We start from the raw sequence: 25,621 nt of genomic DNA, 5'->3' as shown, positions 1-25,621 counted from the left end.
TGAAATGGAAATTGAAGTGCCATCGCTGCGGTTATATCCATATTGGGTAAACATCGTTAGCCGCGAAGAGGGAGGTCTATATAATTTTTGCAGCAAGTCCTTTCGCATTTTTTCAGGCACGGCAGCCATGACCACTCGACGTCAACTCAAGCTCGGCGCTTTCATGCGGCCGGTCAGCATCCACACCGGTGCATGGCGCTATCCGGGCGCGCTGCCCGACGCCAATTTCAACCTCGATCATCTGAAGCGCTTCATCCGCAAACTCGAGGCGGCGCGTTTCGACGCCTTCTTCATGGCGGATCATCTGGCGGTGCTCAACATGCCGCTGGAAGCGCTCAAGCGCAGTCATACGGTGACCTCGTTCGAACCGTTCACGCTGCTCTCGGCGCTGAGTCAGGTCACCGAACATATCGGCCTGGTCGCGACGGCGTCGACCAGCTTCGACGAGCCGTACCACGTGGCGCGGCGCTTTGCCTCGCTCGATCACCTGAGCGCCGGACGCGCCGGCTGGAACATCGTGACCACCTCGAATCCGGAAGCGGCGCGCAACTTCGGTCTCGACGAACACCTGCGGCACGAGGTGCGTTACGAACGGGCGCGCGAGTTCTACGATGTCGTGACCGGCCTGTGGGACAGCTGGAGCGACGACGCCTTCGTGCGCGATGTCGAGGCCGGCGTGTATTTCGATCCTGAACGCCTGCATGTGTTGAATCATCGCGGCCCGCATTTGTCGGTCAAGGGACCGCTGAACATCGCGCGTCCGGTGCAGGGATGGCCGGTGGTGGTGCAGGCGGGCGCATCTGATGCCGGTCGCCAGCTCGCGGCGGAAACCGCAGAGGTCGTCTTCACGGCGCAATCGACGCTGGAAGATGGCCGTCGTTTTTACGCCGACGTCAAAGGCCGCATGGATGCACTGGGCAGGAACCGCGATCATCTCAAGATCTTGCCGGGCGCGCTGGTGGTGGTCGGCGACACGCTGGAAGAGGCCCGGGCGATCCGCGCCCGTCTCGACGGCCTGGTGCACTACGAAAGCGCGATTGCTTCGCTGTCGATTGCATTGGGCCACGATGCGTCGCAATTCGATCCCGACGCCGCCTTGCCCGACATCCCCGATTCCAACGCCAGCAAGAGCGCGCGCGAACGCGTGATCGCACTGGCACGCAGAGAAAACCTGACGGTGCGCCAACTGGCGCACCGCCTCGGTGGATATTCCGGACTGGCGCTGGTCGGCACGCCGGCATCGATTGCCGACGAGATGGAAGAGTGGCTCGACAGCGGCGGCTCGGACGGTTTCAACGTCATGTTTCCATGGCTGCCGGGCGGGCTTGATGAGTTCGTCGACAAGGTGGTGCCGGAGCTGCAGAGGCGCGGAATTTTCCGTCGCGAATACGAGGGCAAGACCCTGCGTGAAAATCTCGGTTTGCCGCGGCCGGCGAACAGGTTCTTCCCCGGAACTTGATTTACCGCGCTGCCGGCATTTTGCGCATCCAGCCCGGCAGCCTGCTCCATGCAAGCTGACGGGGATCGAGCGGGAAGGCGCCCGGCGCAGCGCAGATCAGAATGTTGCTCGCGATGGGCGCAAAGTCGGCGCGGAAATGCACCGTGCTCTTGACTGCGATGATCGTTTGCTCCAATGGCTCGACACCGATGAAGCGCAGCAGCGCCAGGTCGAGCAGTTGAATCGGTTTCGATGCAACAATCACGCGCATGCCGCCGACCGTCAGCAGGGCGCTGGCACCGAGCGTCAGCCGGTAGCCGCTGAAGACGCTGCCGGTGGCGGTGACGTCGCCGCCGTGCAAGCGCTCCACCAGGAATTCCGCCTCCAGCGGCGAGTCTCCTGCGATCCCTGATTTTCCTCCCAGCGACAAACTCAGGCGCGCGCCTGCGCCGGCTGCATGTGCAAGTTGCGCCGCTTGCGGATCGACCAGTAAACCGAGCACGGCGTTGTCCGCGCGCGCGGCGATCATGGCCTTGAGCAGCGCGGTGGTGTCGGCGCTGCCGCCGGCGCCGGGATTGTCCTGCGCGTCGGCGATGACCACCGGGCCGCTGTTGTCGCGCCCAATCGCAATGGCGTGCGCAACGACATCCTGGGCGGAGAATATCTCACCGTTGAATTGGCCTTCTGCTGCATTAACGGCGTCGAGCAAGCCTTGCGCTGCATCCTGCGCCGATTGTGCCGACGTGCCGTAAGCCCAGACTGCGGGGCCGCATTTTTCGACATCGGCGGCAGGAAAGCCCATCGCGAACGAAGCGCTGTCATCTCCTGCGGTATCGACGTGGTCGAGCAAGGCGTACAAGTCGTGTGCCGGCGCATCGTCGGTGCATTGCCAGCACATCGGGATCAGATAGGGGGCGCGCAACCAGGCCGCATGCGGTCGCGGCGCACCGGCCAGCCTGCGCGCGATCCAGTTGAAGGCGCGCGCGCCGGTGGCCGCCATGTCCACGTGGGGGTAAGTGCGATAGGCGACCAGCACGTCGGCGTGGTCGATCATTTTTTGCGAGACGTTGGCATGCAGGTCGAGGCTGGCGACGATCGGTACGTCTGCACCGACCAGCGTGCGCACGCGCTGCAGGATCTCGCCATCGGCGTCGTCGATGTGTTCAGCCGCCATGGCGCCGTGCAGGTCCAGGTAGACCGCCTCCGCTCGATCTTTGGCGATGCCGTCGGTCAGCATGCCGACGATCCGTTCGAAGGCGTCGCGCGTCACGCGACCCGATGGGCCGGCCGCGCACCAGACGGTCGGAATCAGCGTGTGCGACGTTTGCCCGGCGGCAGCGACGAATCCTGCCATCGGGATATTGGACGGCGCTGAACCCGGTACAGAGAGCATCCCGGCCAGCAGTGCCTCACCCTCCAGCAGACCGGGCCAGGTGTCTGCAGCGGCAAAGTCGCTCCAGGTCGTCGGCGTGCGGGAGAAGGTATTGGTTTCGTGCTGGAAACCGCCGATGGCGATGCGCATTCGATGCTTTCCTGATAATAAAAACGAGGGGAACGAAGATTAAAACGATGACTACGCCATTGACGCTATCAGACCAAGGAACAAAACTACAAAGTCGTATGTCGCATAAGCTAACTCGGAAAAGTTATTTTCGCTGAGCAGTACGACATCCTACAATCGAAGTCTTTGCCTGCAAATCTTGCGGTTGGCCATCGGTGAGCGCATCGGTTCATTCTCTTGTCACCATGCAAACGCAGCAGGCAGTTTTCCTGGAGCATCCGTAGTGAATTCCGTCTCTTCGGCCGGCGCACGCATAGGTATCGACGTCGGAGGCACCTTCACCGACTTCGTCCTGTACGACACCCAACGCCGGCAACTCGCCTACCACAAAGAACCCAGCACTCCCGCCGATCCGGCCCTCGCGGTCCGCAACGGCCTGGCTGCGCTGATCGCACAAAACGGTTTGGTGCCGTCCGATATCGGCGTGCTGCTGCACGGCACTACCATCGGTCTCAACGCCATCATCCAGCGTCGCGGCGCGCGTGTCGGCCTGGTCGTCACGGAGGGTTTTCGCGACGTGCTGGAGATCGGCCGCGCACGCATGCCGTCCTCATTCGATTTCCACGCAACCCGCGAAGAGCCGTTCCTGCCGCGCGAACGCGTGCTGGAGATCGGCGCGCGTTTCAATCGCGACGGCGAGGTGACACGCTGGCCCGATGCCGAACAGATTGCATCGACGGCACAGCAAATGGCAGCGCTCGACGTTGACGCCGTGGTGGTCATGCTGATCAACGGCTACCTGCAACCGGAGCGCGAAGCCGAACTGGCCGCCGCCCTTCAGCAGGCGCTGCCAACGACGACGCAAATCGCTGTCTTGTCCGCTGCGCAGACCTGGCCAGAAATCCGCGAATACGAACGCACCGTCGTCGCCTCGCTGAACGCCTACATACAACCGCTGATGCGCCGTTACTTCGAGCGCCTCGCGCAGCTGGCGGCCGAACTGGGCGTCACTGCACCGATCCTGGTGACGGCGTCCAATGGCGGCTCGTTGTCGCTCAACGCTGCGCTCGGGCGTCCCATCGACACCGTCCTGTCCGGTCCCGCGTCAGGCGTGGTCGCGGCTGCACGGCTGGCGGTCGAGTCGGACACGCCGCGCATCGTCACCTTCGACATGGGCGGCACCAGCAGCGACATCGCGGTCTCGCAGCACGGTCAGGCAGAGATGGTCACGCGCACTGAAATCGGCGGCCTGCCGCTGGTGTTGCCGGTGGTCGGCGTGTCCGCCATCGGTGCCGGCGGTGGCTCCAAGATCCGCGTCGATGAACACGGCGTGCTGAAAGTCGGCCCGGAAAGCGCCGGCGCCGATCCCGGTCCTGCGGCCTATGGACGCGGCGGCAGCAGCGCCACCGTCACCGATTGCTATCTCGCCACCGGCGTGCTTGATGCAGACGCCTTCGTCGGCGGCGCGATGAAGCTCTACCCTGAGCGCGCACAAGCCGCATTGAACCTGGTCGCCGCCGCGCTGGGCGACACTGCGCCCGACGCAGCGGTACGCGCCGCTTCCGGCGCACTCGCCATCGCCACCGCGCAGATGGCTTCCGAATTGCGCAAGAGCCTGGCGCAACGCGGCCTCGATCCGGCAGAGTTTGCGTTGGTGCCGTTCGGCGGCGCCGGTCCGACACACGCCAACTGGCTGGCCGAAGAAGCGGGCCTTGCGCATGTCGTGATCCCGCTCAAGCCCGGCACATTCTGTGCGCTGGGTGCGGCGACCGCCGACTTGCGCCGTGATTTCGTGCGTAGCCTGCGCGTGACCCTCGACGATCGTGCGGCCGGCGATGTCGCCGCTATCTGGAATGAACTCGAAACCAGCGCGCACGCATGGTTGCAGCAGCAGGGCGTGGGCGGCACCGACCAGCCGTCGCTGCGTCCCGCACTGGACATGCGTTACGCCGGGCAGGCGTATGAACTCAACGTCGCCTTGCCGCATCCCTTGCCGTCGCCGCTGCAGGCGGATTATCTGATCGAAGCCTTCCATCGCGAGCATGAGCGCTTGTACGGTTTCCGCGACGAGCACGCGCCGGTCGACATCTCCACCATTCGCCTGGCCATCGTCGGCCATCTGGTAACGGCCGCCGGCGCCCCGCGCTTTGCCGGGACCGGCACGGCAGTTGCGTACAGCCGGCGCAAGGTATTCCTGCGCGGCGGCTGGCATGAGGCGCAGATCTACAAGCGCGACGCGCTGGGTGCTGGCGATGTGCTCGACGGGCCCGCGGTGATTGAACAGCAAGACACCACCGTCCTGATATTGCCTGGATGGCGAGGACGCACCGATGCGCTCGGCAACCTGCATCTCAATGCCGTAGACCAAGGAGGCCAATCATGAAGCTCGACCCGATCAGCCTTGAAATCCTCGGCAACAAACTGACCTCGATCGCCGAAGAAATGTGCCTCACGCTGCAGCGCACCGGCCGCACCTTGTACGTCAAGGAAACCGCCGATTTCTGCTGCGCGCTGGCGGGTCTGGACGGGAAGTTCTTCGCCTATCCGCGCGCGCTCGGCGTCTCCGGTTTTGTCGGTCTCGACTGTTCGGTCGCCATCGCCGCCGTCGGCGAGCTGGCGCCGGGCGACGTGATCCTGACCAACGATCCGTATCGGTCGGGCGGCCTGGCGACGCACTTGCCCGACTTGCAAGTGATTGAACCGTATTTCCATGACGGCAAGATCGTCGCCTACGGCTGGGGCTTTTTGCACGCCTCCGACGTCGGAGGCAAAGTGCCGAGCAGCATCTCGCCGACCAATCATGAAATCTTCCAGGAAGGCTTGCAGATTCCCCCGGTGAAGATCATGCGGGCAGGGCAGTTGAACGAAGACGTGGCCTTGCTGTTCCGCGCCAACAGCCGTACGCCTGACGCCAACATGGGCGACCTCAAGGCCATGCTGGGCGCGCTCGCCACCGGCCGCGAACGCATGACGCAGACCTTGCTGCAGCACGGCGCGCAAGCCTTGCTGGATGCCCAGCTGGATCTGGTCGAATACGCGGCATTGCGTGCGCGTGCGGTGCTGAGGAAGGTGCCGGCCGGCACTTATCGTTTCACCGATTATCTTGACGACGAAGCCGGCTCCGGTTTGCCGGTACGCATCGCGCTGGCGGTCACGGTCGGCGATGGCGCCATCCTGCTCGATTTCACCGGCAGCGATCCGCAGGTGGCTGCGGCCATCAACATTCCCAGCCACGGCTTGCCGCATGCCTGGCTGACGCTGCGCATCCTGGCGCTGGTGGCAACGCTCGACAAGGGCGTGCCGATCAATGCCGGCCTGCTGGCGCCGGTGTCGGTCATCGCGCCCAAGGGCAGCGTGGTCAATCCGCTGCCGGGTGCTGCGGTGGGTGTACGCCATGCCGCCGCCGTGCGCGTCAACGACGCGCTCAACGGCGTGCTCGGCCAGGCCTTGCCCGACACCATGCCGGCCGCCAGCGGCGGCACCATTATTCCGGTTGTGGTGGCCGAACCGGCGCGTCATGGTTTCGGCCAGAATGTGCAGGTGGTCGAACCGATGGTGGGCGGCACCGGCGGCCGGCGCGGCTACGACGGTGCGGATGGCCGCGACAGCAGCATTTCCAATTTGTCCAACAATCCGGTCGAAACGGTGGAAGCCGAGACCGGCGTGGAGATCGTCCACTACGGCCTGCGCCGCGATTCCGCCGGCGCCGGTCAATGGCGCGGCGGCAATGGCCAGGAAATCCGTTTCCGCATTTTGCAGGACGACAGCTTCGTGCTTGCGCGCGGGATGGAACGCTTGCGCTTTCGTCCCTGGGGCGCACACGGCGGCGGTCCGGGCGCGCCTGCCAGACTGATATTGCAGCGCGCCGGCGAAGCGCCGCATGAGCTCGGCAAGATCGATCTGCTGCCGGTGGCCGCGGGCGATGAAATCTCGATCCAGACACCGGGCGGCGGCGGTTGGGGCGACCCGTTCCAACGCGATCCTGCCGCAGTGCTGACCGACGTGTTGCGCGGCCTGCTGTCGACCGATGCAGCGCATGACGATTACGGCGTGGCGCTGACATCGGCGAACGGGACGCTGAGTGTCGATGCGGTCGCGACTTCAGCTTTGCGTGCCGGCAGTCAGGTCGTCAGCCGCTTCGGTCCCGAGCGTGAAGCCTGGGATCGCGTCTTCCCCGAAGCCTTGCTGGATCGCCTGAGCACCGCCTTGTTCGCCATGCCCGCCGCTGCGCGCTCCCGACATCGCCGGCAGGCCTTCGCGGCGGCGCTCGCTGATCTGCCCGAAGGATTTCCGCAGACGGCGGCGAGCGACCAGGCGATTGCCGCGGCCGCCGCCCGATTTGCCAATGTCATACCTGCAGCAACCTGATCGCATTCCGATGAAAAGCATACTGGAGAAAAAAATGAAATCGATACGTAGCATCCGCGCCATCCGCATCCTCCCGACCCTTGCCGTGACGCTGGCCGCAGCAGCCATCCTGGCCGCCTGCGGCGACAAGAAGCCTGAGGCGCCTGCAGCTGCAGCCGCACCTGCCGCCACCGACAAAGTCGTCATCGGCGTCTACGGCGGCGACTGGGAAAAGAACATCCGCGCCGCCGGCCTTGAGCAATACGCCAAGGACAACAAGCTGAACGTCGAAATCGTGCCCGGCGCCGATGCCGAGTGGCTGGCCAAACTGCGCGCCGCCAACGGCAACAATCCGGCCTACGACATCGTCGTGTTCCAGCCTGACTCGGTGCAGCGCGCCGCCGCGGCAGGATTGCTGGAGCCGCTGGAAGCCAAGAACATCCCAAACCTGGCCAAGCTGTATCCGACCGTGCAGGAAAAATTCACCAAGGACGGCAAGACCTACGCCGCCGCTTTCAGCCTCGGCCAGCTCGGCTTGGCCTATCGCACCGACCTCGTGAAGACGCCGCCCAAGAGCTGGCTCGACCTGTGGAATCCTGAGTACAAAGGCCATGTCGCCATCTCGTCGCCGAGCTATGCGGCCGGGCTGCAATTCTTCGCCGGCCTGACGCATGCACTGGGTGGCGAGCTCAAGAATGATGCCGACGTCGAACGCACTTTCGCCAAGCTGGCTGAACTCAAGGGCAATGCGGTGGCGTTCCCGGACAGCCCGGGCGCCATCCAGACCTTGCTTGAGCGCGGTGACGCGTGGGTGGTGCCATATTGGGACGGCCGCGTGTTCGCCTTGCAGAAAAGCGGCCTGAAGGTCGGCTTCGCGTATCCGACCGATGGTCCGGTCGTGGGCGCCGCCAACTGGGTGATCGCCAAGGGTGCGCCGAATATGGCCAATGCCTACAAGCTGCTGGATTTCCTCTCCAGCGACAAGGTTCAGAAAGCGTTTTCCGATGGCTCGCTGTACGGCATGACGAATCAGGACGTGCAGTACAACGACGAACTCAAGACCAAGGTGCAGGTCGGCGAAGAGGCGTACAAGAAACTGATCTGGATCGACTACGAAACCGCCACGCCGAAAGTCACGGACTGGACCAACCGCTGGTCGCAAGCGCTGGGCAACGGTAAATGAGTGCAATCGACATCCACGGCGTAGCACATCGCTTCGGTGATCTGCAGGCGCTCGCTGGCGTCGATCTGTCCATCGCGCAGGGAGAATTCTTTTCCCTGCTGGGGCCGAGCGGCTGCGGCAAGACGACCCTGCTCAACATCATCGCCGGTTTCCTGGCGCCGAGCGCGGGCACGGTGGTGGTGGGCGGGCGTGACGTCACCAGCCTGCCGCCGCACCGGCGCGACATCGGCATGGTGTTCCAGAGCTACGCCTTGTTCCCGCACCTGAACGTGTTCGACAATGTTGCCTACGGCCTGCACGTGCGCAAGGCCAAGGGCGAAGACGTCCGCGCCCGTGTCGCCGAGATGCTGGAGCTGGTGCGTTTGTCTGAGTTGGCGCAGCGCATGCCGCACCAGTTGTCGGGCGGTCAGCAACAACGCGTGGCGATTGCGCGCGCGCTGGCGATCCGGCCGCAGGTGCTGTTGCTGGACGAGCCGCTGTCGAATCTGGACGCCAAGCTGCGTAAGGAAATGCAGACCGAATTGCGTCGCCTGCTCGGCAACGTCGGCGTGACCACGGTCATGGTGACGCACGATCAGGAAGAGGCGCTGGGCCTGTCGGACCGCATTGGCATCCTCGGTGCGGGTCGCCTGCAACAGGTCGGCACGCCGCTGGAGTTGTACCGGCGTCCGGTCAATCGTTTCGTCGGTGAATTTGTGGGGCATGCCAATCTGATTCAGGCGCGCGCCAACGGCGTTGGCACGTTTGAGGCGACCGTACATTTCTCGCGTGCGGGTGTGCCGCTGCAACTGGCAAGTTCGCATGCGGCCGGCGGCGATGCCTTGTTCCTGCTGCGTCCGGAACGGATTCGCTTGTCGGCATCGTCAAACGATGCGCAACAAGCCGATGCAGCCAACAGCGTCGCGGGCGTGGTGCGTGACGCCAGCTATACCGGCGCTGAACTTCACGTGACCGTTACGCTGCCGGGCGGCGGCGAGCTGGTGGTGGAAGCGCCCGAAGCCGACTTCGCTGCAGTCCCGCAAGCCGGCGCGCCCGTGCAGCTTGTCTGGAATGCCGACGATCTGGCGGTGCTGCCTGCCGAGAGCAAGGGCGCGTGAATATGAATATAAGCTTGCCCTTGAGCCGTGTCTCCACTTCCGGCAACTCCTTGTTCTCCTGGCTGCTGCTGGCGCCGGGCATGCTGTTCCTGGCAGCGTTCCTCGTGGTGCCGGGCATCCTGCTGATCGTGCTCAGCCTGCACGACGTCGACGGCATGCTCATGGTGCTGCCGACCTACAGTTTTTCTCACTACATCGAGGCCTTCACTTCGGCCGGATATATCCGTGCCCTCGGCACCACGCTTTGGGTGGCGGCGCTGACGGCGGTGCTGTGCGTGCTGCTGGCGTATCCTGCGGCATGGCTACTGGTGAGCACCCGCAGCCGCGCCTGGCGCACCGTGCTGTACGTGATCCTGATCTCACCGTTGCTGACCAGCGTGGTCATCCGCACGTTTGCGTGGATCGTGCTGTTGGCGCAAAACGGTCTGATCAACGATGTGCTGCGTCGTCTCGGTCTGATCGACGCACCGCTGGCGTTGCTGTGGAACATGAAGGCGGTCATCGTTGCCTACGTGCAGGTGATGCTGCCGTTCGCGGTGTTGCCGCTGGCGACGTCGCTGGGCGAGATTCCCGCCGCCTTGCCGCGCGCATCGCAAAGCCTGGGCGCGGGCGCGCGTCACACTTTCCTGCACGTGGTGTTGCCGCTGACGATTCCCGGCATGATGAGCGGCGCCATCATCGTGTTCGCGCTGGCGGCCGGCAGCTACGTGACGCCCTTGCTGATCGGCGGACGTTTGCAGCCGCTGCTGCCGATCGGGATTTACCAGCAGGCCTTGCAGATCGCCAACCTGCCGCTGGCGGCGGCGTTGTCGCTCACGCTGTTGGTGGTGACGGCGGCGATTGCAGGGCTGATGAGCTACGTTCAAAAACGTTGGGAGCGGCGCGTCTATGGCCACTGATCGCGATTTCACGGCGCCGGTTTCTTCCATCGGATGGCGTTGGCTCGGCAGGGCGGCGGGCGGGCTGGTGTACCTGTTCCTGATCCTGCCGGTACTGGTGATTTTCCTGTCGGCTTTCAGTCCCGGTGCGTATCCGCAGTTTCCACCGGACTCGGTGTCGCTGCGCTGGTTCCAGGCCTTCTTCGACAATCGCGCCTGGCTCAAGGCCTTGCAGGTGAGCGCCTGGCTGTTGCTGGTGGTGACGCCGCTGACGACCTTGCTCGGCACCACGGCGGCTTATGCGCTGGCGCGGCTGCAGTTCCGCGGACGCGACGTGCTGCAGGCGTTCGTGCTGTCGCCGCTGATCATTCCGCAGGTGGTGCTGGGCATCGCCTTGCTGTACGTGCTGACCGGGATGGGCTTGTCGGGTTCGCTGACGGGACTGACGATCGGCCACATCCTGGTGGCGCTGCCGTACGCCGTGCGCACAGTGAGCGTGAGCCTGGCCAGCACGGACCGCCGGCTGGAGACGGCGTCAATGAGTCTTGGTGCGACGCCGGCCTACACCTTCCGACATGTGACCTTGCCGCTGATCAAGCCGGGCATCGTCGCCGGCGCGGTGTTTGCGGCAGTGACTTCGTTCGGCGAAGTGTCGGTCAGCCTGTTCCTGACCGCACCGGGCACCGTCACGATGCCGGTGCGCATCTTCACCTACATTGACCAGACTTTTGATCCGGTGGTCAATGCGGTATCGGCGATCTTCATCGTGCTGGCTGTGCTGGCGCTGGTGCTGATCGAACGGACCATCGGGCTGACGAAGGCGATGTAGCAAGCCAGCGTCTGTAGTAAAAAAAGCACCTGAAGAAAATCTTCAGGTGCTTTTTTTATGCCTCGTCGCCGGATGATGTCGGGGGTATTTCAGATGCGCTTTCGATGGCGTCATACGGCAGGACGATATCCACGCATAGTCCGCCGTCGACGCGGTTGAACGCGCAGATGCGGCCGCCGTGCGCCTCGATGATGCGGCGCGCGATGGTCAGGCCGAGGCCGTAGCCGTTGCTGTTTTTCTGCGTGCGGCTGCTGCGGAAGAATGGCTCGAAGATCAGCTGCAATTCTTCTTCCGGCACACCGGGGCCATGGTCGATGACCGACACCAGCATCGACTGCCTGTCCTTGTCGACCTGGGTATTGATGGCGACCGTGGTGTCGACGGCGGTTTGCTTGATGGCGTTGCGAACGACGTTTTCGATCGCGCGGTAGAGCAGCTCGGCGCCGCCCTTGATCACGACGTCGCAGCGGACTACGCCCTCGATGTGGCGGTCTATCGCTTCCGCCTCGAAGCGGGCGTCGTCAATGATTTCGGTCAACAGGTCTTCCATGCGGATGTGGTCTTCCATGGCGCCGGTGACGCCTGCTTCCAGCCGCGACAGGGTGAGCAGTTCTCCCACCAGCTTGTCCATGCGCACGCCTTCGCGTTCGATGCGCTCCAGCGTAGCGGCGGTTTTTTCCGGTTGCAGGCGCGCCAGTCCGATCGAGGCTTGCAGGCGCGCGATCGGCGAGCGCAGTTCATGCGAGACGTCGTGCAGCAAGCGGCGCTGGCTGTCCATCAAGGCGCGCAGCTTGTCGGTCATGCCGTCGAAATCGCGACCGAGATCGGACAGTTCGTCATTGCGCTTGCCCATCTGCGGCGCCAGGCGTTCATTCAGATTGCCGGACGAGGCCCGCGCGAAGGCCGATTTGAGCAGACGGATCGGTTGCGAAAAATACCAGGCCAGCAGCATCGCGAAAAACAGGCTGGCAACGGTCGCCACCAGCATCGGCATCATCGGGAAAAAGAACGGCGGCGGCGGTTGCATGCGGCGCGGTCCGCGTTCTTCGTGCGGCAGCGGTCCGCCGAATTCCGGATTGACGGGCGAGGGCAGGAACAGCAGGTAGGTGTGGCCGTCAGCGGCTTTGACTTCCTCGACCACGCGGCGACGCGTTTCGTGATTTTCGGTGCCGAGCAGGGTGCGCGCTTCTTCGATCAGGCGCGGATGAACTTCGCGGCCGAGCAGTTCGCGTTGTTGTTCATCGACGGCGTAGACGTGATGGCGTTCGGCGTTGAGCACCAGTTTGCGCAATGCTTCGGTGCCGCCGTATTGCAGCGTGGCGGCGGCGGAACGGATCATGAAGGCCGCCGGAGGGCTCTGGTCGAGGTCGCTGGTGCGTCGGTCGCGCTCGCGGTTCTCCAGAGAAAACATGATGCCGACGCCGATCGTCGCCGTCAGCTGCGCCACCATGATGAAGAAGAAGAACTTCCAGAACAGCCGTCCCACCGCTATTCCTTGATGAACTGATATCCCAGGCGGTAAACAGTCTGGATGCAGGATTTGTCGCTGCCGAGCGTGGCGATTTTCTGGCGGATGCTGCTCAGGTGGACGTCGATGTTGCGATCGAAGCGCGCCAGCGGACGGCCCAGGCCTTGTTCCGAAAGATGCTGCTTGCTGACCGGTTTGCCGGCGTTGCGGGCCAGCACTTCAAGCAGGTTGAATTCGCTGCTGGTCAGTTCCAGGGGACGGCCGGACCAGGTGGCGCGGCGTTGCTCGGGCCACATCGACAGCGCGCCCACGGCCAGCGGCGAGTAGGGGCTGTGATCGGGGTTGTCGATCACGGTGCGGCGCAGGATGGCGCGCACGCGCGCCGTCAGTTCGCGCGGCGTGCACGGCTTGGGAACGTAATCGTCGGCACCCAGTTCGAGGCCGATGATGCGGTCGGTGTCGTCGCCCTTGGCGGTCAGCATGAGCACCGGAAGATTGCTCTTGGCGCGGATACGGCGCAGGGTTTCCAGGCCGTTCAGGCGTGGCATCATGACGTCGAGGACGACGATGGCATACTGGCCTGTGAGGGCCTCGACGACGCCGCTTTCGCCGTCGTAGGCGACGCGTACTTCGAATTTTTCCTGCTCGAGATATTCCTTGAGCATGTCAACGAGTTCAATGTCGTCGTCTATCAGCAATACTTTGGACATCGTCGCTTGTTTCACTTTCTTTGATTTGCGGTGCTTCGGATTGCGCAATCATATGCGCAAAAGACCGCCGCACGGTACTGCGGTAACGATTGGTGTCGGCATCTTTACAATCTTTTACCCTGCATTTGCCGGACGTAAATACTGGATGAGCGGGAGAAATTGCCCTTTTGAAAATGCATGGCCGGTCGGCGCCTTGCAGGAACACGGTGGAGCTGAAATTTACCCGGTTTTACACGGGAACGTAGGCCTTTGCGTGGGGCTATGGCCGATACTGCGGCCTTGTTGATACATGCCGCCAACACCTTCACGCTTTTTGTTGCCGGGTGCAAATGACGGTAAAGAACAGGCCGCGTCGCCTGGAGAGATAATGTGCGCGACATCGATGAGACGGACTTGAACCATGTTGCATGAAAAGCTTTTGCAAGACCCGGGCCACCTGCAGGAACTGATGACCTTGTTGACGCAGAGCATCACCGCCGACCTCGAGGGGCGGCCGGATGATGCGCTCAACCTGATCGGACAGGCCATCACGCTCGATCCTGCTTTCGTGCCGGCGCTGATGCGCCGCGCCGATCTGTTGATGGCGCAGGAGCGTTATGGCGAAGCGATTGCAGCCTATGATGATTGCCTGCAGCGCTTTCCGACTCTGGAGGAGGCGTCGCAATCGCGCCATCGCGCCATGATCCTGGCGCTGGATCTCTGCCAGATCATGCTGGAGGAGCGGCCGCAGGAGGCCGCTCTGCTGTGCGAGCAGGCGGCCCTATTGGAGCGGCTTGGACGGTTCGATGAAGCGCTGGCCAGCCTGGACCGGGCATTGGAGTACGCGCCCACGCACCAGCAGGCGCTGAATCAGTGCGGCAATGTGCTGTTGCATCTGAACCGCCACGAAGAAGCTGTGCTGTGTTACGACCGCATCCTGGCGCAATCGGCGGTCGACGCCGCGGCGATTTTCAATCGCGGCAACGTGCTGCAAAAAATGAATTGCATCAACCAGGCGCTGTGGTGCTACGAGCAGGCGCTCACCTTGCAGCCGAATTTCCCCGAAGCGGAGATGGCGCAGAGTCATTGCCTGCTGTTGCAGGGCGACTTCGCCGGCGGCTGGCAGCATCACGAAGCGCGCTGGCGGACGTCGCAGCTGCGCGACCAGGGCCTGTTCCCGCATGAGCCGGCCTGGCTGGGTGAGCAATCGCTGGCGGGGCGCAGCATCCTGTTGTGGGCCGAGCAGGGACTGGGCGACACGATCCAGTTCGCGCGCTACATCCCCTTGGTCGCGGACATGGCGGCGCAGGTGACGGTGTGCGTGCCGGAGACCTTGCGCCGGCTGCTGGCCTCACTGACCTCCTTGCCCAATGTCACGCTGGTCAGCAACGACAAGGCGCTGACGCCGCACGATTTCCATTGCCCGTTGATGAGCTTGCCGCTGGCGCTGAGCTGGACGCTGGCGACGATTCCGGCAGCGGTGCCATATCTGCATGCCGACGTCGAACTCAAACAGCAGTGGTCGGCCGTGCTCGGGTCGGCATCGCCGCGGCTGCGCGTCGGCCTGGCCTGGGCCGGACGGCAGCACGGCGAACTCAATTACACGCGCGATATCCCCTTGAGTCATCTGCGCCCGTTGACGGAGATCGACGTGGAACTGGTGAGTTTGCAGCAGCAGATTCCCGCCGGCGATCTCGCTGAGCTGGCGCAGTGGGGGCGCATGCACCGGCTGGAGGCGGCCATGACGGACATGGCCGAGACGGCGGCGCTGATCGATAATCTGGATCTGGTGATCAGCGCGGATACGGCGGTGATCCATCTGGCGGGTGCGCTGGGCAAGCCGTCCTGGCTGCTGCTGCGTTATGAAAGCGAATGGCGCTGGGGCTGGCAGACCGGCAGCTCGCGCTGGTATCCGACGGTGAAAGTATTCCGCCAGCAACATCGCGGCGACTGGTCGGGCGTGGTGGAAGAGGTGACGGAGTGTCTGCGGCTGGCGGCGGACAGGTAAGGAATCGCCGCGCAGGGATCCTTGCGCGGCTGCAGGGTTTTTTTAACGGCGGTGGGTTTTCATGGCAGCCTGGATTTCACGCTGGCTGTCGCGTTGCTTCTCGGTCTCGCGCTTGTCGTGCTGCTTCTTGCCCTTGGCCAGGCCGATTTCGCATTTGATGCGGCCTTTACTGAAATGCAGGTTCAGGGGCATCAACGTATAACCGGAGCGTTCCACCTTGCCGATCAGCTTGTCAATTTCGGATGCATTGAGCAGCAGCTTGCGGGTGCGGGTGGTTTCAGGATGGACGTGCGTGGAGGTGCTGGTCAGGGCGCTGATGTGCGCGCCGAACAAAAAGATCTCGCCGTTGCGGATCGTCACGTAGGCTTCCTTGATCTGCGCCTTGCCGGCGCGGATAGCCTTGACTTCCCAGCCTTCCAGGACGATTCCGGCTTCGAAGCGCTCCTCGACGAAGTAATCGAAAAATGCTTTTTTATTATCAACAATACTCATCTGGTCGGAAAATCCGTGGTCTCGGTTAAAATTTCAACTTTGCGATTTTATCAAACGGACCACCTTTCATGGCAGTCGTACATAAAACAGTCCTGATCAATTACAGCGCCGAGCAGATGTTCAAGCTGGTCGACCGTGTCGAAGACTATCCTGAATTCCTGCCGTGGTGCGGCGGCGTTGACGTTGAAGAACGCCAGGGCGACAAGCTCAAGGCCAAGCTCAAGATCAACTATCACGGCCTCAAGCAATCCTTCACCACTGAAAACACCAACACGCCGCCGAGCAGCATGACCATGCATCTGGTGGAAGGTCCGTTCAAGCATTTCGAAGCGCGCTGGAACTTCAAGGCGCTGCGCGAGGATGCCTGCAAGATCGAATTCGACATGCAGTACGAATTCTCGAGCCGCATCCTGGAATCGGTGATCGGGCCGGTGTTCAGCATGATCGCCAACAGTTTCGTCGATTCTTTCTGCAAGCGTGCAGAACAGATATATGGCTGAAACGGCGCAATTGCAAGTCGAGATCTGCTATGCCGCGCCGGACTTGCAGGTCCGCAAGCCGGTGCGTGTCGACGCCGGCGCCACCGTGCAGCAGGCCATCATGCAAAGCGGGGTAATGCGCGAGTGTACAGCAATCGACCTGACGGTTTGCCGCGTGGGCATCTACGGCAAGCTCAAAACGCTTGAGACGGTGCTGCGCGACCAGGACCGGATTGAGATCTACCGTCCGCTGATCGCCGACCCCATGGATTCACGCCGCCGCCGGGTGGCGAAGAAGGGCTGAGACATCGTTGCGGCAAGGCATGCAGCAAATAAGCTGCACATTTCACGGAAAAATCAAGGTCGGCGAGACGCGTGCAAAAGTTTTCTGTATAATTCGCTTTTGCGCCTATAGGAAATGCTATGCGTCTTCTCCAAAAAGCACTCACATTCGATGACGTGCTCCTCGTCCCGGCTTATTCGGACATCCTCCCCAAAGATACTTCCCTTGCCACGCGTCTGACACGCAACATTCGCCTGAACATTCCGCTTATCTCCGCGGCAATGGACACCGTGACTGAAGCGCGCCTGGCGATTGCCATCGCACAAGAGGGCGGCATCGGTATTGTCCACAAGAATCTCACGCCGAAGGAGCAGGCGCGCGAAGTTTCCAAGGTCAAGCGTTTTGAGTCCGGCGTGGTGCGCGATCCGATCACGATCCCGCCCACCATGAAGATCCGCGAAGTCATCGCGCTGTCGGAATTGCACGGCATCAGCGGTTTCCCGGTTGTCGAGGGCAGCGCCCTGGTCGGTGTGATCACCAACCGCGACCTGCGTTTTGAAGAAGACCTCGACGCCGAAGTGCGCGCCAAGATGACGCCGCGCGACAAGCTGGTCTACGTCAAGGACGGCGCCGGCCTGGAAGAAGCCAAGCGCCTGATGAACAAGCACCGCCTCGAGCGCGTGATGGTGATCAACGACAACTTCGAGCTGCGCGGCCTGATTACCGTCAAAGACATTCAGAAATCCACAGCTCACCCGTTCGCCAGCAAGGACGACCAAGGCAAGCTGCGCGTCGGCGCTGCCGTCGGCGTCGGTCCTGACAATGACGAACGCATTGAATTGCTGGTTGCCGCAGGCGTTGACGTGCTGGTGGTCGATACCGCCCACGGCCACTCCGCCGGCGTGCTGAACCGCGTCAAATGGGTCAAGACCCGTTACCCGCACGTTGATGTGATCGGCGGCAACATCGCTACCGGCGCAGCAGCCAAGGCGCTGGTCGAACACGGCGCGGATGCGGTCAAGGTCGGCATCGGCCCAGGCTCGATCTGCACCACCCGTATCGTTGCCGGCGTCGGCGTGCCGCAGATCTCGGCCATCGCCAACGTTGCAAAGGCACTCGAAGGCACAGGCGTGCCGGTCATCGCCGACGGCGGCATCCGCTTCTCGGGTGATGTTTCCAAGGCATTGGCGGCAGGCGCCTCCACGGTCATGATGGGCAGCATGTTCGCCGGCACGGAAGAAGCGCCGGGCGAAGTGATCCTGTTCCAGGGCCGCAGCTACAAGTCGTATCGCGGCATGGGTAGCGTCGGCGCCATGACCGACGGTTCGGCTGACCGCTATTTCCAGGACGGCGAAAACAACGCGGAAAAACTGGTGCCGGAAGGTATCGAAGGCCGCGTCGCCTACAAGGGCAGCGTGCTGGCGATTCTGTATCAATTGGTCGGCGGCGTGCGTTCCTCGATGGGTTATTGCGGTTGCGCCACCATCGATGAATTCCGCGAAAAAGCCGAGTTCGTCGAGATCACCTCGGCGGGTATGCGCGAGTCGCATGTCCACGATGTGCAGATCACCAAGGAAGCTCCTAACTACCGCGCCGACTAAGCAAGGTGACGATAGTGACAAAAGGCCGCGCCACTTAGTTTTGGCCGCGGCCTTTTGACTTATTTTTGCCGCTGAAATAATTTCAAACTTGCCTACCATCACAGCCATGCACTCAAAAATTCTGATCATCGATTTCGGTTCCCAGGTCACTCAGCTGATCGCTCGCCGCGTGCGCGAAGCCGGCGTGTTTTCCGAAGTTTTTCCCCACGACGTGAGCGACGAATTCGTCCGTAACTACGGCGCCTCCGGCGTGATCCTGTCGGGCGGCCCGAACAGCGTGACCGAAGGCGATACGCCGCGCGCGCCGTTCGCGGTGTTTGAGTTGGGTGTGCCGGTGCTTGGCATCTGCTACGGCATGCAAACCATGGCCGAGCAGCTCGGCGGCAAGGTGGAAAACGGCACGCTGCGCGAATTCGGTTACGCCGAAGTGCGCGCGCATGGCCACACCGCGCTGTTGAAAGACATCGCCGACTTCACCACGGCCGACGGCCACGGCATGCTGAAGGTCTGGATGAGCCACGGCGACAAGGTCAACGAAATGCCGCACGGCTTCAAGCTGATGGCCTCGACCGGCAACTGTCCGGTGGCCGGCATGGCCGACGAAGACCGCCGCTTCTATGCCGTGCAATTCCATCCGGAAGTCACGCATACGCTGCAAGGCAAGGCTTTGCTGGGCCGTTTCGTGCATGACATCTGCGGCTGCAAATCGGACTGGAACATGCCCGACTACATCGCTGAAGCGGTCGCATCGATCCGCCAGCAAGTCGGTACCGACGAAGTCATCCTGGGCCTGTCCGGCGGCGTCGACAGCAGCGTTGCCGCTGCGCTGATCCATCGCGCCATCGGCGACCAGCTGACCTGTGTGTTCGTCGACCACGGCCTGCTGCGCCTCGACGAAGGCAAGATGGTCATGGAGATGTTCGGCAAGAACCTGGGCGTCAAAGTCATCCACGTCGACGCGACGGATCAGTTCATGGGCCACCTGGCCGGCGTGACCGATCCGGAAGCCAAGCGCAAGATCATCGGCCGCGAATTCGTCGAAGTGTTCCAGGCCGAATCCGGCAAGCTGAAGAACGCCAAATGGCTGGCGCAAGGTACGATCTATCCGGACGTCATTGAAAGCGCCGGCAAGGGCAAGAAGGGCGCGCACACCATCAAGAGCCACCACAACGTCGGCGGCCTGCCGGAGACGCTGAACCTGAAGCTGCTGGAGCCGCTGCGCGAACTGTTCAAGGACGAAGTGCGCGAACTGGGCGTGGCCCTCGGCCTGCCGCACGAGATGGTATATCGTCATCCATTCCCAGGACCGGGCCTGGGCGTGCGCATCCTCGGCGAAGTGAAGAAGGAATTCGCCGACCTGCTGCGCCGCGCCGATGCGATCTTCATCGAAGAACTGCGCAACACCAAGGATGCCGACGGCCAGAGCTGGTACGAAAAGACCAGCCAGGCCTTCGCCGTGTTCCTGCCGGTGAAATCGGTGGGCGTGATGGGCGACGGCCGCACCTACGAATACGTGGTGGCGCTGCGCGCCGTGCAGACCCAGGACTTCATGACTGCACACTGGGCGCATCTGCCGCACGAGTTGCTGGGCCATGTGTCCAATCGCATCATCAACGAAGTGCGCGGCATCAACCGCGTGGTCTATGACATCTCGGGCAAGCCGCCTGCGACGATTGAGTGGGAGTGATCGGCTTCCTGACGCGTTGATTCTACTGTGCTAAATGAATGCCATTGATGGTCGTGACCACATCATCAATGGCATTTTTCATGGCATGTTGCCTTCGTCGAGGTGACTCGAAGATCACCGGGCTACACCGTGAGCATGCAGAACATTTGATGACTAGTCCGGCGCGACACGCGGCTTGGAATTCGAGCGGAATTGCTTGCGGTAGGCCGAGGGTGAAAGGCGAAAGGATGACTGGAAGTGCTGCCGCATGGACAGCCCGGTCCCAAACCCAGCCTGCTGGGCAACGACTTCAATCGATGCCGCGCTGCTTTCAAGCAGATGCTGGGCATGTACCAACCGCTGGCTCAATATCCATTGCTTAAACGACGTGCCGGTCGCATCGCGAAAATGGCGTGTGAAGTTGCGCCGGCTCATCGCTGCGCGCTTCGCGAGCGATTCAATGGTGTGGACTTGCTCCATATGTGCCGTCACCCATTCGAGAACCTGGGAAAGGCGGCCGTCGCTGCTCGTCACCGGCAAGGGACGTTCGATAAACTGCGCTTGCCCTCCCTGCCGATGCGGAGCGACCAGTAGTCTTTTGGCGCGACGATTTGCGGCATCTGGACCAGAAATCTGGCGTAACAGATGCAAGCAGCAATCGATGCCTGCGGCGACGCCTGCCGAGGTAAGGACATCGCCTTCGTCGACATACAGCACATCCGGATCCACTTTTACCTTGGGATATCGTTTGGCCATTGTGTCGACACACTCCCAGTGGGTCGTGGCGGTTTTGCCGTCCAGAAGACCAGCCTGGGCCAGCGGAAACGCCCCAACGCACAAACCCACGACTCTGGCGCCTCGGCGATGCGCCCGCTGAAGCGCTTCCAGCAAAGCAGGCGGCGCCTCGCGACAGTCGTCATGCCAGGATGGCATGATCACCAGGTCGGCCGAGTCCAGAGCGGCAAGGTCGAACGGCGTGTCGATCATAAAGCCGGCCGTGGTGCGTAGCGGCGTCTTGTCAGTTGTACAAACCACCACTTCAAACGCCGACACCACAGGGTCGCGCGCATTGCCGCCAAAAACCAGGCATGGCACCGATAAGTGAAATGGAATGATGCCGTCGAAAGCAATGATGGCAATTTTCAAGCGATCGGATAAAAAAGCTTTTTTTCGCATGGCCCAATTATATCGAACATTGGCTTTCAGGCCGCTAGTCCTGACCGCGGGATGGATCGACAATGGCTGTGGTGGGGAAGCAAACTCAGCCAGCATCCCGGCCTGCACGCCGATCAATACAAAAAAGGATACCTATGCACACCTCAAGCCGCTTGCACATCTTGCCGGCCGTCGCCTGCACTGTGCTGCTGGCCGCTAACGCAAACGCCGTCGTCACTTTCAACGAAAAAAACCTGAATCTCCAACGCGTGTTGGTGCCGGAGGACGGTGAGATCTGCAGCTTTTGGCTGGCTAAGGGGACAGGATGAACAATGCCGAGATTTCCGGCGTGAAGATACCGGACAGTCGAATCGCCCGGGAAATAACCCAACACGTTCGCGACACCGAAACCGATCTGCTGTTCCAGCATTCCAGGCGCGTTTATTTTTGGGGCGCCTTGCTGGGGCAGCGCAAGGATTTGAAATTCGATCCGGAACTACTTTACGCCGCCGCCATGTTCCACGACATCGGCATCACGCCCCATTACCACGGGAGCCAGCTCCGCTTCGAGGTCGATGGCGCGAACGCGGCGCGCGAATTTCTGCAAGGCCATGGAATTGCCGAAAGCGACATCGAGAAAGTCTGGCTTGCGATCGCGCTGCATACGACGCCTGGCATTCCCGAACATATGCACCCCGAAATCTGCCTGGTGCAGGCTGGCGCCGGAATGGATATGACGGGCCGTCACCAGGCAGACTTCTCGGATGAAGAGCGCGGTGCAGTGATTGCCGCCTGCCCCCGCGGTCACGATTTCGGGCATCAAGTCATCGAAACTTTTTATCAAGGTCTGAAGCATCGGCCCGGTAGCACCTTCGGCACGTTCAATGACGATTTTCTCGCATTCAATGATCCTGAGTTTCAGCGGGCGGACCTGTGCAGCATCATCCTCGCCAGTTGGCGGGGTTAGAACGGCGTGCACATTGCCACGGTTCTTCTTCTCTCATTAAAGGAAAGCAAAATGAATACATTCATCAAATTTGGCAAAGGCGCCAAAAAATCTCACTTACGGTCAATTTCGATTGCATCGGCAATGCTGCTGGCCTCCACGATGGTCTTTGCTGCTCCCGAGAGCGAGCTCGCTCAAACGACGCCGGATGACTATTTTCACACCGGCGCAGGCGCCAGATATCTGAAGCGCGCCGATTCGGATCTGGTCGTGGAATCCTTGCGAGGAAACATCAGCGTAATACAGGGTTCCGGCGGCAATATCACCGTCCTCTCGGGAAAAGACGGCAAGTTCCTGGTTGACGCGGGTATTAGCAAATCGCAGGAAAAACTACAGGCTGCCCTCAATAACCTCAGTCCCGCGCCAGTAAAGTTTGTGGTCAACACGCACTGGCATTGGGACCATACGGATGGCAATGCATGGATGCATGCGGCTGGCGCCACCATAATTGCTCACAAAAATACCTCGAAGCATTTGACCGAAACCACACACGTGAATGCCTGGAACTGGACCTTCGATCCGGTGCCGACATCGGCGCGTCCAACACTGCTGGTCGACAAGAAGAAAACATTTACCTTCGCTGGAAGCCAAGTTGAAGTTGAAAATTTCGGCGACGGCCACACCGATGGCGATCTGTGGGTCTATTTCAAGAACGCAGATGTACTAGCGTTGGGAGACACTTTCTGGAACGGCAACTATCCCTATATCGACAATGAAGACGGCGGCAGCATCGATGGAGCGATCAAGTGGGCCAACCAGGCCGTCGCACGCACGACGGACCACACCATCGTTATTCCTGGCCACGGCGCAGTAGGCACTCGCAAACAGCTGATCGAGTTCAGCGACATGCTGGTCACGGTACGCAACAACGTAGCGGCGTTGAAACAACAAGGAAAATCGCTCGATGAAATAATTGCCGCCAAGCCGACCGCTGCCTTCGACGCGAAATGGGGAAATTTCGTATTCAACGGCGATCAATTTACCAGGATGGTCTACGCCGGCCTGCGATGAAAAATTGAAGACGAGCCGGGAGAGCGCCGTAACAATGCCTGCTGACTTGAAACGGTAAAGATGGCGCCCTTGTTTCATTTGGTCAGCTGAAAAGAGCGTACAGAATAAGGTACCTGATACTGCAGCTGTCTTATGCTGCGAAGCTTGGGCTCGATAGCCGGCCTGAGCCGGGGAAGCCCCCGCGGACTTATTTCCCCCGCAGATGCGTCCTCGGCACCGGGGTGGTCAAGGATGACGGATAATAGCGGCCACATCTTTTCAGCACCATTTTGGAATTCCCCCATGGAAATTAAAGTCAACTTCCTCGACAAGCTGCGTCTCGAAGCCAAGTTCGATGACTTCACGGTCATCGCCGACCAGCCCATCCGCTACAAGGGCGACGGCTCGGCGCCCGGACCTTTCGATTACTTCCTGGCGTCGTCAGCTTTGTGCGCCGCTTACTTCGTGAAGTTGTACTGCAACACGCGCAACATCTCCACCGAGAATATCCGCCTGTCGCAAAACAATATTGTCGATCCGGAAAACCGGTACAAGCAGATCTTCAAGATCCAGGTGGAGTTGCCGGCGGATATGGAGGAAACCGATCGCCGCGGCATCCTGCGTTCCATCGAGCGCTGTACGGTGAAGAAGGTGGTGCAGGAAGGCCCCGACTTCATCATCGAAGAGGTGGAAAGCCTGGACGCCGACGCGCAATCCTTGCTGACCCTGAAGCCGGCTGCCGATGCCAGTACCTTTATCCTGGGCAAGGATCTGCCGCTGGAGCAGACCATCGCCAACATGTCCGGCATCCTCGCGGACCTGGGCATCAAGATTGAAATCGCTTCGTGGCGCAATATCATCCCCAACGTATGGTCGCTGCACATTCGCGATGCGCATTCGCCGATGTGTTTCACCAACGGCAAGGGCGCGACCAAGGAAAGCGCGCTGGCGTCGGCCCTGGGTGAATACATCGAGCGGCTCAACAACAACCATTTTTACGCAGGTTCATTCTGGGGTGAAGACATCGCCGAGGCGGAATTTGTCCACTATCCGAACGAGCGCTGGTTCAAGCCCGGCCGCAAGGATGCGCTGCCGAAAGAAATCCTGGATGCGTACTCTCTGGAAATCTACAACCCCGATGGCGAGCTGCGTGGTTCGCATCTGATCGACACCAACTCCGGCAACGTAAAGCGCGGCATCTGTTCGCTGCCCTATGTGCGGCAGTCGGACGGCGAGACGGTGTATTTCCCGTCCAACCTGATCGAAAACCTGTTCGTCAGCAACGGCATGAGCGCCGGCAATACGCTGGCCGAAGCACAGGTGCAATGTCTGTCCGAAATTTTCGAACGCGCTGTCAAGCGCGAGATCCTGGAAGGCGAAATCACGTTGCCTGACGTGCCTCAGGAAGTGCTGGCGAAATATCCCGGCATCCTGGCGGGCATCAAGGGTCTGGAAGAGCAGGGCTTTCCGGTGCTGGTGAAGGATGCGTCGCTGGGCGGGACCTATCCGGTGATGTGCGTCACGCTGATGAATCCGCGCACGGGCGGCGTCTTCGCCTCCTTCGGTGCGCATCCGAGCTTTGAAGTCGCGTTGGAACGCAGCCTGACGGAGTTGCTGCAAGGTCGCAGCTTTGAAGGCCTGAACGATTTGCCGCCGCCGACCTTCGAGAGCAACGCGGTGACCGAGCCGAACAACTTTGTCGAACACTTCATCGATTCCAGCGGCATCGTGTCGTGGCGCTTTTTCAGTGCCAAAGCGAATGTCGAATTTGTCGAATGGGACTTTACCGGCAAGGGTGAAAATTCCAACGCCGAGGAAGCCGCGACCTTGTTCGGTATTCTCAAAGACATGGGTAAAGAGGCTTACGTGGCGGTGTATGACCAGTTGGGCGCCATCGCCTGCCGAATCCTGGTGCCCGGTTATTCCGAGGTGTATCCGGTCGAGGATCTGATCTGGGACAACACCAACAAGGCGCTGTTGTTCCGCGCCGATGTGCTGAACCTGCATCGTCTGAATGATGCCGCCCTGGAAGCACTGCTTGAGCGTCTGGAAAACAGCGAGCTCGATGAATACTCCGATATCGCCACCCTGATCGGCATTGAATTCGACGAGAACACGGTCTGGGGGCAACTGACGGTGCTCGAATTGAAGCTGCTGATCCAACTCGCCTTGCAGCAATTCGAGGACGCGCAGGATCTGGTCGGGGCTTTCTTGCAGTACAACGACAACACGGTCGAGCGCGGCTTGTTTTACCAGGCGCTGAAGGTGGTGCTGGAGGTCATGCTGGATGACGATCTGGAACTGGACGACTACGTGGTCAACTTCCGCCGCATGTTCGGCGACGCCCGCATGGACGCGGTCATGGGTTCGGTGGACGGCAGCGTGCGTTTCTTCGGCTTGACGCCGACCAGCATGAAACTCGAAGGCCTCGACCGGCATCATCGCCTGATCGACAGCTACAAGAAACTGCACAAGGCGCGCGCCAATGCGGCTGCTGCAAATAGCTAGGAT

20 protein-coding genes are annotated in these 25,621 nt (G+C 61.4%); 15 read left to right on the top strand and 5 right to left on the bottom strand.

The window, feature by feature from the left end; genetic code table 11:
- Positions 1 to 127: 127 nt before the first annotated feature.
- Positions 128 to 1,459: an LLM class flavin-dependent oxidoreductase gene (locus ACIROW_RS03585; protein WP_402271950.1), complete on the top strand. Its 1,332-nt coding sequence runs from the start codon at positions 128 to 130 to the stop codon at positions 1,457 to 1,459.
- A gap of 1 nt (position 1,460) precedes the next feature.
- Here ACIROW_RS03585 and ACIROW_RS03580 read toward each other — a convergent pair whose 3' ends face one another.
- Complete coding sequence (locus ACIROW_RS03580; protein WP_402271948.1) at positions 1,461 to 2,960, bottom strand: M81 family metallopeptidase; 1,500 nt, start codon at positions 2,958 to 2,960, stop codon at positions 1,461 to 1,463.
- A gap of 262 nt (positions 2,961 to 3,222) precedes the next feature.
- Between ACIROW_RS03580 and ACIROW_RS03575 the strand changes: the two genes are divergently transcribed.
- The 6 genes from ACIROW_RS03575 to ACIROW_RS03550 are packed head-to-tail and all read left to right on the top strand — an operon-like array spanning position 3,223 to position 11,273.
- Positions 3,223 to 5,322 carry a hydantoinase/oxoprolinase family protein gene (locus ACIROW_RS03575; RefSeq protein WP_402271946.1) on the top strand — a complete coding sequence of 700 codons (2,100 nt, stop codon included), beginning with the start codon at positions 3,223 to 3,225 and terminating at the stop codon, positions 5,320 to 5,322.
- Entirely contained in the window at positions 5,319 to 7,307 is a 1,989-nt protein-coding gene (locus ACIROW_RS03570; RefSeq protein WP_402271944.1) for a hydantoinase B/oxoprolinase family protein, read from the top strand. The genes ACIROW_RS03575 and ACIROW_RS03570 overlap by 4 nt, the downstream gene beginning before the upstream one ends.
- A gap of 34 nt (positions 7,308 to 7,341) precedes the next feature.
- Complete coding sequence (locus tag ACIROW_RS03565) at positions 7,342 to 8,469, top strand: ABC transporter substrate-binding protein (RefSeq protein WP_402271942.1); 1,128 nt, start codon at positions 7,342 to 7,344, stop codon at positions 8,467 to 8,469.
- On the top strand, positions 8,466 to 9,566 hold the full coding sequence (locus ACIROW_RS03560) for an ABC transporter ATP-binding protein (protein WP_402271940.1): 1,101 nt from the start codon (positions 8,466 to 8,468) through the stop codon (positions 9,564 to 9,566). The genes ACIROW_RS03565 and ACIROW_RS03560 overlap by 4 nt, the downstream gene beginning before the upstream one ends.
- 2 nt (positions 9,567 to 9,568) lie before the next feature.
- On the top strand, positions 9,569 to 10,465 hold the full coding sequence (locus ACIROW_RS03555; RefSeq protein ID WP_116432535.1) for an ABC transporter permease: 897 nt from the start codon (positions 9,569 to 9,571) through the stop codon (positions 10,463 to 10,465).
- Positions 10,455 to 11,273, top strand: a complete 819-nt coding sequence (locus ACIROW_RS03550; protein WP_402271937.1) for an ABC transporter permease — start codon at positions 10,455 to 10,457, stop codon at positions 11,271 to 11,273. Before ACIROW_RS03555 ends, ACIROW_RS03550 begins: the two co-directional genes overlap by 11 nt.
- A gap of 55 nt (positions 11,274 to 11,328) precedes the next feature.
- Here the strand turns inward: ACIROW_RS03550 and ACIROW_RS03545 are convergent, their stop codons facing one another.
- On the bottom strand, positions 11,329 to 12,759 hold the full coding sequence (locus ACIROW_RS03545; RefSeq protein ID WP_402271935.1) for an ATP-binding protein: 1,431 nt from the start codon (positions 12,757 to 12,759) through the stop codon (positions 11,329 to 11,331).
- Between the two features lie 2 nt (positions 12,760 to 12,761).
- Positions 12,762 to 13,451, bottom strand: coding sequence for a response regulator transcription factor (locus ACIROW_RS03540; protein ID WP_402271933.1), 690 nt, complete (start codon positions 13,449 to 13,451; stop codon positions 12,762 to 12,764).
- 400 nt (positions 13,452 to 13,851) lie between these two features.
- Here ACIROW_RS03540 and ACIROW_RS03535 point away from each other — a divergent pair, with 400 nt between their 5' ends.
- A complete protein-coding gene (locus ACIROW_RS03535; RefSeq protein ID WP_402271930.1) occupies positions 13,852 to 15,438 on the top strand; it encodes a tetratricopeptide repeat protein in 1,587 nt (528 codons plus the stop codon).
- A gap of 42 nt (positions 15,439 to 15,480) precedes the next feature.
- Here the strand turns inward: ACIROW_RS03535 and smpB are convergent, their stop codons facing one another.
- Positions 15,481 to 15,930, bottom strand: a complete 450-nt coding sequence (gene smpB / locus ACIROW_RS03530; protein WP_016835449.1) for an SsrA-binding protein SmpB — start codon at positions 15,928 to 15,930, stop codon at positions 15,481 to 15,483.
- Between the two features lie 68 nt (positions 15,931 to 15,998).
- Here smpB and ACIROW_RS03525 point away from each other — a divergent pair, with 68 nt between their 5' ends.
- The 4 genes from ACIROW_RS03525 to guaA all read left to right on the top strand — a co-directional run bounded on the left by ACIROW_RS03525 (position 15,999) and on the right by guaA (position 19,980).
- Positions 15,999 to 16,430 carry a type II toxin-antitoxin system RatA family toxin gene (locus ACIROW_RS03525; RefSeq protein WP_116432539.1) on the top strand — a complete coding sequence of 144 codons (432 nt, stop codon included), beginning with the start codon at positions 15,999 to 16,001 and terminating at the stop codon, positions 16,428 to 16,430.
- Positions 16,423 to 16,713 carry an RnfH family protein gene (locus ACIROW_RS03520; protein WP_402271927.1) on the top strand — a complete coding sequence of 97 codons (291 nt, stop codon included), beginning with the start codon at positions 16,423 to 16,425 and terminating at the stop codon, positions 16,711 to 16,713. The genes ACIROW_RS03525 and ACIROW_RS03520 overlap by 8 nt, the downstream gene beginning before the upstream one ends.
- Before the next feature lie 119 nt (positions 16,714 to 16,832).
- Positions 16,833 to 18,293, top strand: coding sequence for an IMP dehydrogenase (guaB, locus tag ACIROW_RS03515; protein WP_016835451.1), 1,461 nt, complete (start codon positions 16,833 to 16,835; stop codon positions 18,291 to 18,293).
- Between the two features lie 106 nt (positions 18,294 to 18,399).
- Complete coding sequence (guaA, locus tag ACIROW_RS03510) at positions 18,400 to 19,980, top strand: glutamine-hydrolyzing GMP synthase (RefSeq protein WP_402271925.1); 1,581 nt, start codon at positions 18,400 to 18,402, stop codon at positions 19,978 to 19,980.
- A 153-nt stretch (positions 19,981 to 20,133) separates the two neighbouring features.
- Here the strand turns inward: guaA and ACIROW_RS03505 are convergent, their stop codons facing one another.
- Entirely contained in the window at positions 20,134 to 21,135 is a 1,002-nt protein-coding gene (locus tag ACIROW_RS03505) for a GlxA family transcriptional regulator (RefSeq protein ID WP_402272476.1), read from the bottom strand.
- A 304-nt stretch (positions 21,136 to 21,439) separates the two neighbouring features.
- On the opposite strand from ACIROW_RS03505, the gene ACIROW_RS03500 reads away from it, so the two are divergent.
- The 3 genes from ACIROW_RS03500 (at position 21,440) to ACIROW_RS03490 (ending at position 25,618) form a co-directional block, all read left to right on the top strand.
- Positions 21,440 to 22,081: an HD domain-containing protein gene (locus ACIROW_RS03500; RefSeq protein ID WP_402271923.1), complete on the top strand. Its 642-nt coding sequence runs from the start codon at positions 21,440 to 21,442 to the stop codon at positions 22,079 to 22,081.
- Positions 22,082 to 22,132: 51 nt separating this feature from the next.
- Positions 22,133 to 23,131 carry an MBL fold metallo-hydrolase gene (locus tag ACIROW_RS03495; protein WP_402271921.1) on the top strand — a complete coding sequence of 333 codons (999 nt, stop codon included), beginning with the start codon at positions 22,133 to 22,135 and terminating at the stop codon, positions 23,129 to 23,131.
- A 282-nt stretch (positions 23,132 to 23,413) separates the two neighbouring features.
- Positions 23,414 to 25,618 (top strand): OsmC domain/YcaO domain-containing protein, encoded by a 2,205-nt coding sequence (locus ACIROW_RS03490; RefSeq protein WP_402271919.1) that lies wholly within the window; start codon positions 23,414 to 23,416, stop codon positions 25,616 to 25,618.
- Positions 25,619 to 25,621: the final 3 nt, after the last annotated feature.

Source organism: Herbaspirillum sp. NPDC101397, assembly GCF_044767325.1.
Classification (GTDB): domain Bacteria; phylum Pseudomonadota; class Gammaproteobacteria; order Burkholderiales; family Burkholderiaceae_D; genus Herbaspirillum.
Note: the sequence above shows the minus strand (reverse complement) of the source record. Positions and strands in the feature narration are given on the sequence as shown.

What these genes read in the sequence shown, in the direction of transcription:
- ACIROW_RS03495 (WP_402271921.1), top strand. Translation starts at nt 22,133, where the DNA reads ATGAATACATTCATCAAATTTGGCAAAGGCGCCAAAAAATCTCACTTA.
- smpB (WP_016835449.1), bottom strand. Translation starts at nt 15,930, where the DNA reads ATGAGTATTGTTGATAATAAAAAAGCATTTTTCGATTACTTCGTCGAG.
- ACIROW_RS03585 (WP_402271950.1), top strand. Translation starts at nt 128, where the DNA reads ATGACCACTCGACGTCAACTCAAGCTCGGCGCTTTCATGCGGCCGGTC.
- ACIROW_RS03525 (WP_116432539.1), top strand. Translation starts at nt 15,999, where the DNA reads ATGGCAGTCGTACATAAAACAGTCCTGATCAATTACAGCGCCGAGCAG.
- ACIROW_RS03555 (WP_116432535.1), top strand. Translation starts at nt 9,569, where the DNA reads ATGAATATAAGCTTGCCCTTGAGCCGTGTCTCCACTTCCGGCAACTCC.
- ACIROW_RS03520 (WP_402271927.1), top strand. Translation starts at nt 16,423, where the DNA reads ATGGCTGAAACGGCGCAATTGCAAGTCGAGATCTGCTATGCCGCGCCG.
- ACIROW_RS03565 (WP_402271942.1), top strand. Translation starts at nt 7,342, where the DNA reads ATGAAATCGATACGTAGCATCCGCGCCATCCGCATCCTCCCGACCCTT.
- guaA (WP_402271925.1), top strand. Translation starts at nt 18,400, where the DNA reads ATGCACTCAAAAATTCTGATCATCGATTTCGGTTCCCAGGTCACTCAG.
- ACIROW_RS03535 (WP_402271930.1), top strand. Translation starts at nt 13,852, where the DNA reads ATGTTGCATGAAAAGCTTTTGCAAGACCCGGGCCACCTGCAGGAACTG.
- ACIROW_RS03500 (WP_402271923.1), top strand. Translation starts at nt 21,440, where the DNA reads ATGAACAATGCCGAGATTTCCGGCGTGAAGATACCGGACAGTCGAATC.
- ACIROW_RS03550 (WP_402271937.1), top strand. Translation starts at nt 10,455, where the DNA reads ATGGCCACTGATCGCGATTTCACGGCGCCGGTTTCTTCCATCGGATGG.
- ACIROW_RS03580 (WP_402271948.1), bottom strand. Translation starts at nt 2,960, where the DNA reads ATGCGCATCGCCATCGGCGGTTTCCAGCACGAAACCAATACCTTCTCC.
- ACIROW_RS03490 (WP_402271919.1), top strand. Translation starts at nt 23,414, where the DNA reads ATGGAAATTAAAGTCAACTTCCTCGACAAGCTGCGTCTCGAAGCCAAG.
- guaB (WP_016835451.1), top strand. Translation starts at nt 16,833, where the DNA reads ATGCGTCTTCTCCAAAAAGCACTCACATTCGATGACGTGCTCCTCGTC.
- ACIROW_RS03505 (WP_402272476.1), bottom strand. Translation starts at nt 21,135, where the DNA reads ATGCGAAAAAAAGCTTTTTTATCCGATCGCTTGAAAATTGCCATCATT.
- ACIROW_RS03560 (WP_402271940.1), top strand. Translation starts at nt 8,466, where the DNA reads ATGAGTGCAATCGACATCCACGGCGTAGCACATCGCTTCGGTGATCTG.
- ACIROW_RS03570 (WP_402271944.1), top strand. Translation starts at nt 5,319, where the DNA reads ATGAAGCTCGACCCGATCAGCCTTGAAATCCTCGGCAACAAACTGACC.
- ACIROW_RS03540 (WP_402271933.1), bottom strand. Translation starts at nt 13,451, where the DNA reads ATGTCCAAAGTATTGCTGATAGACGACGACATTGAACTCGTTGACATG.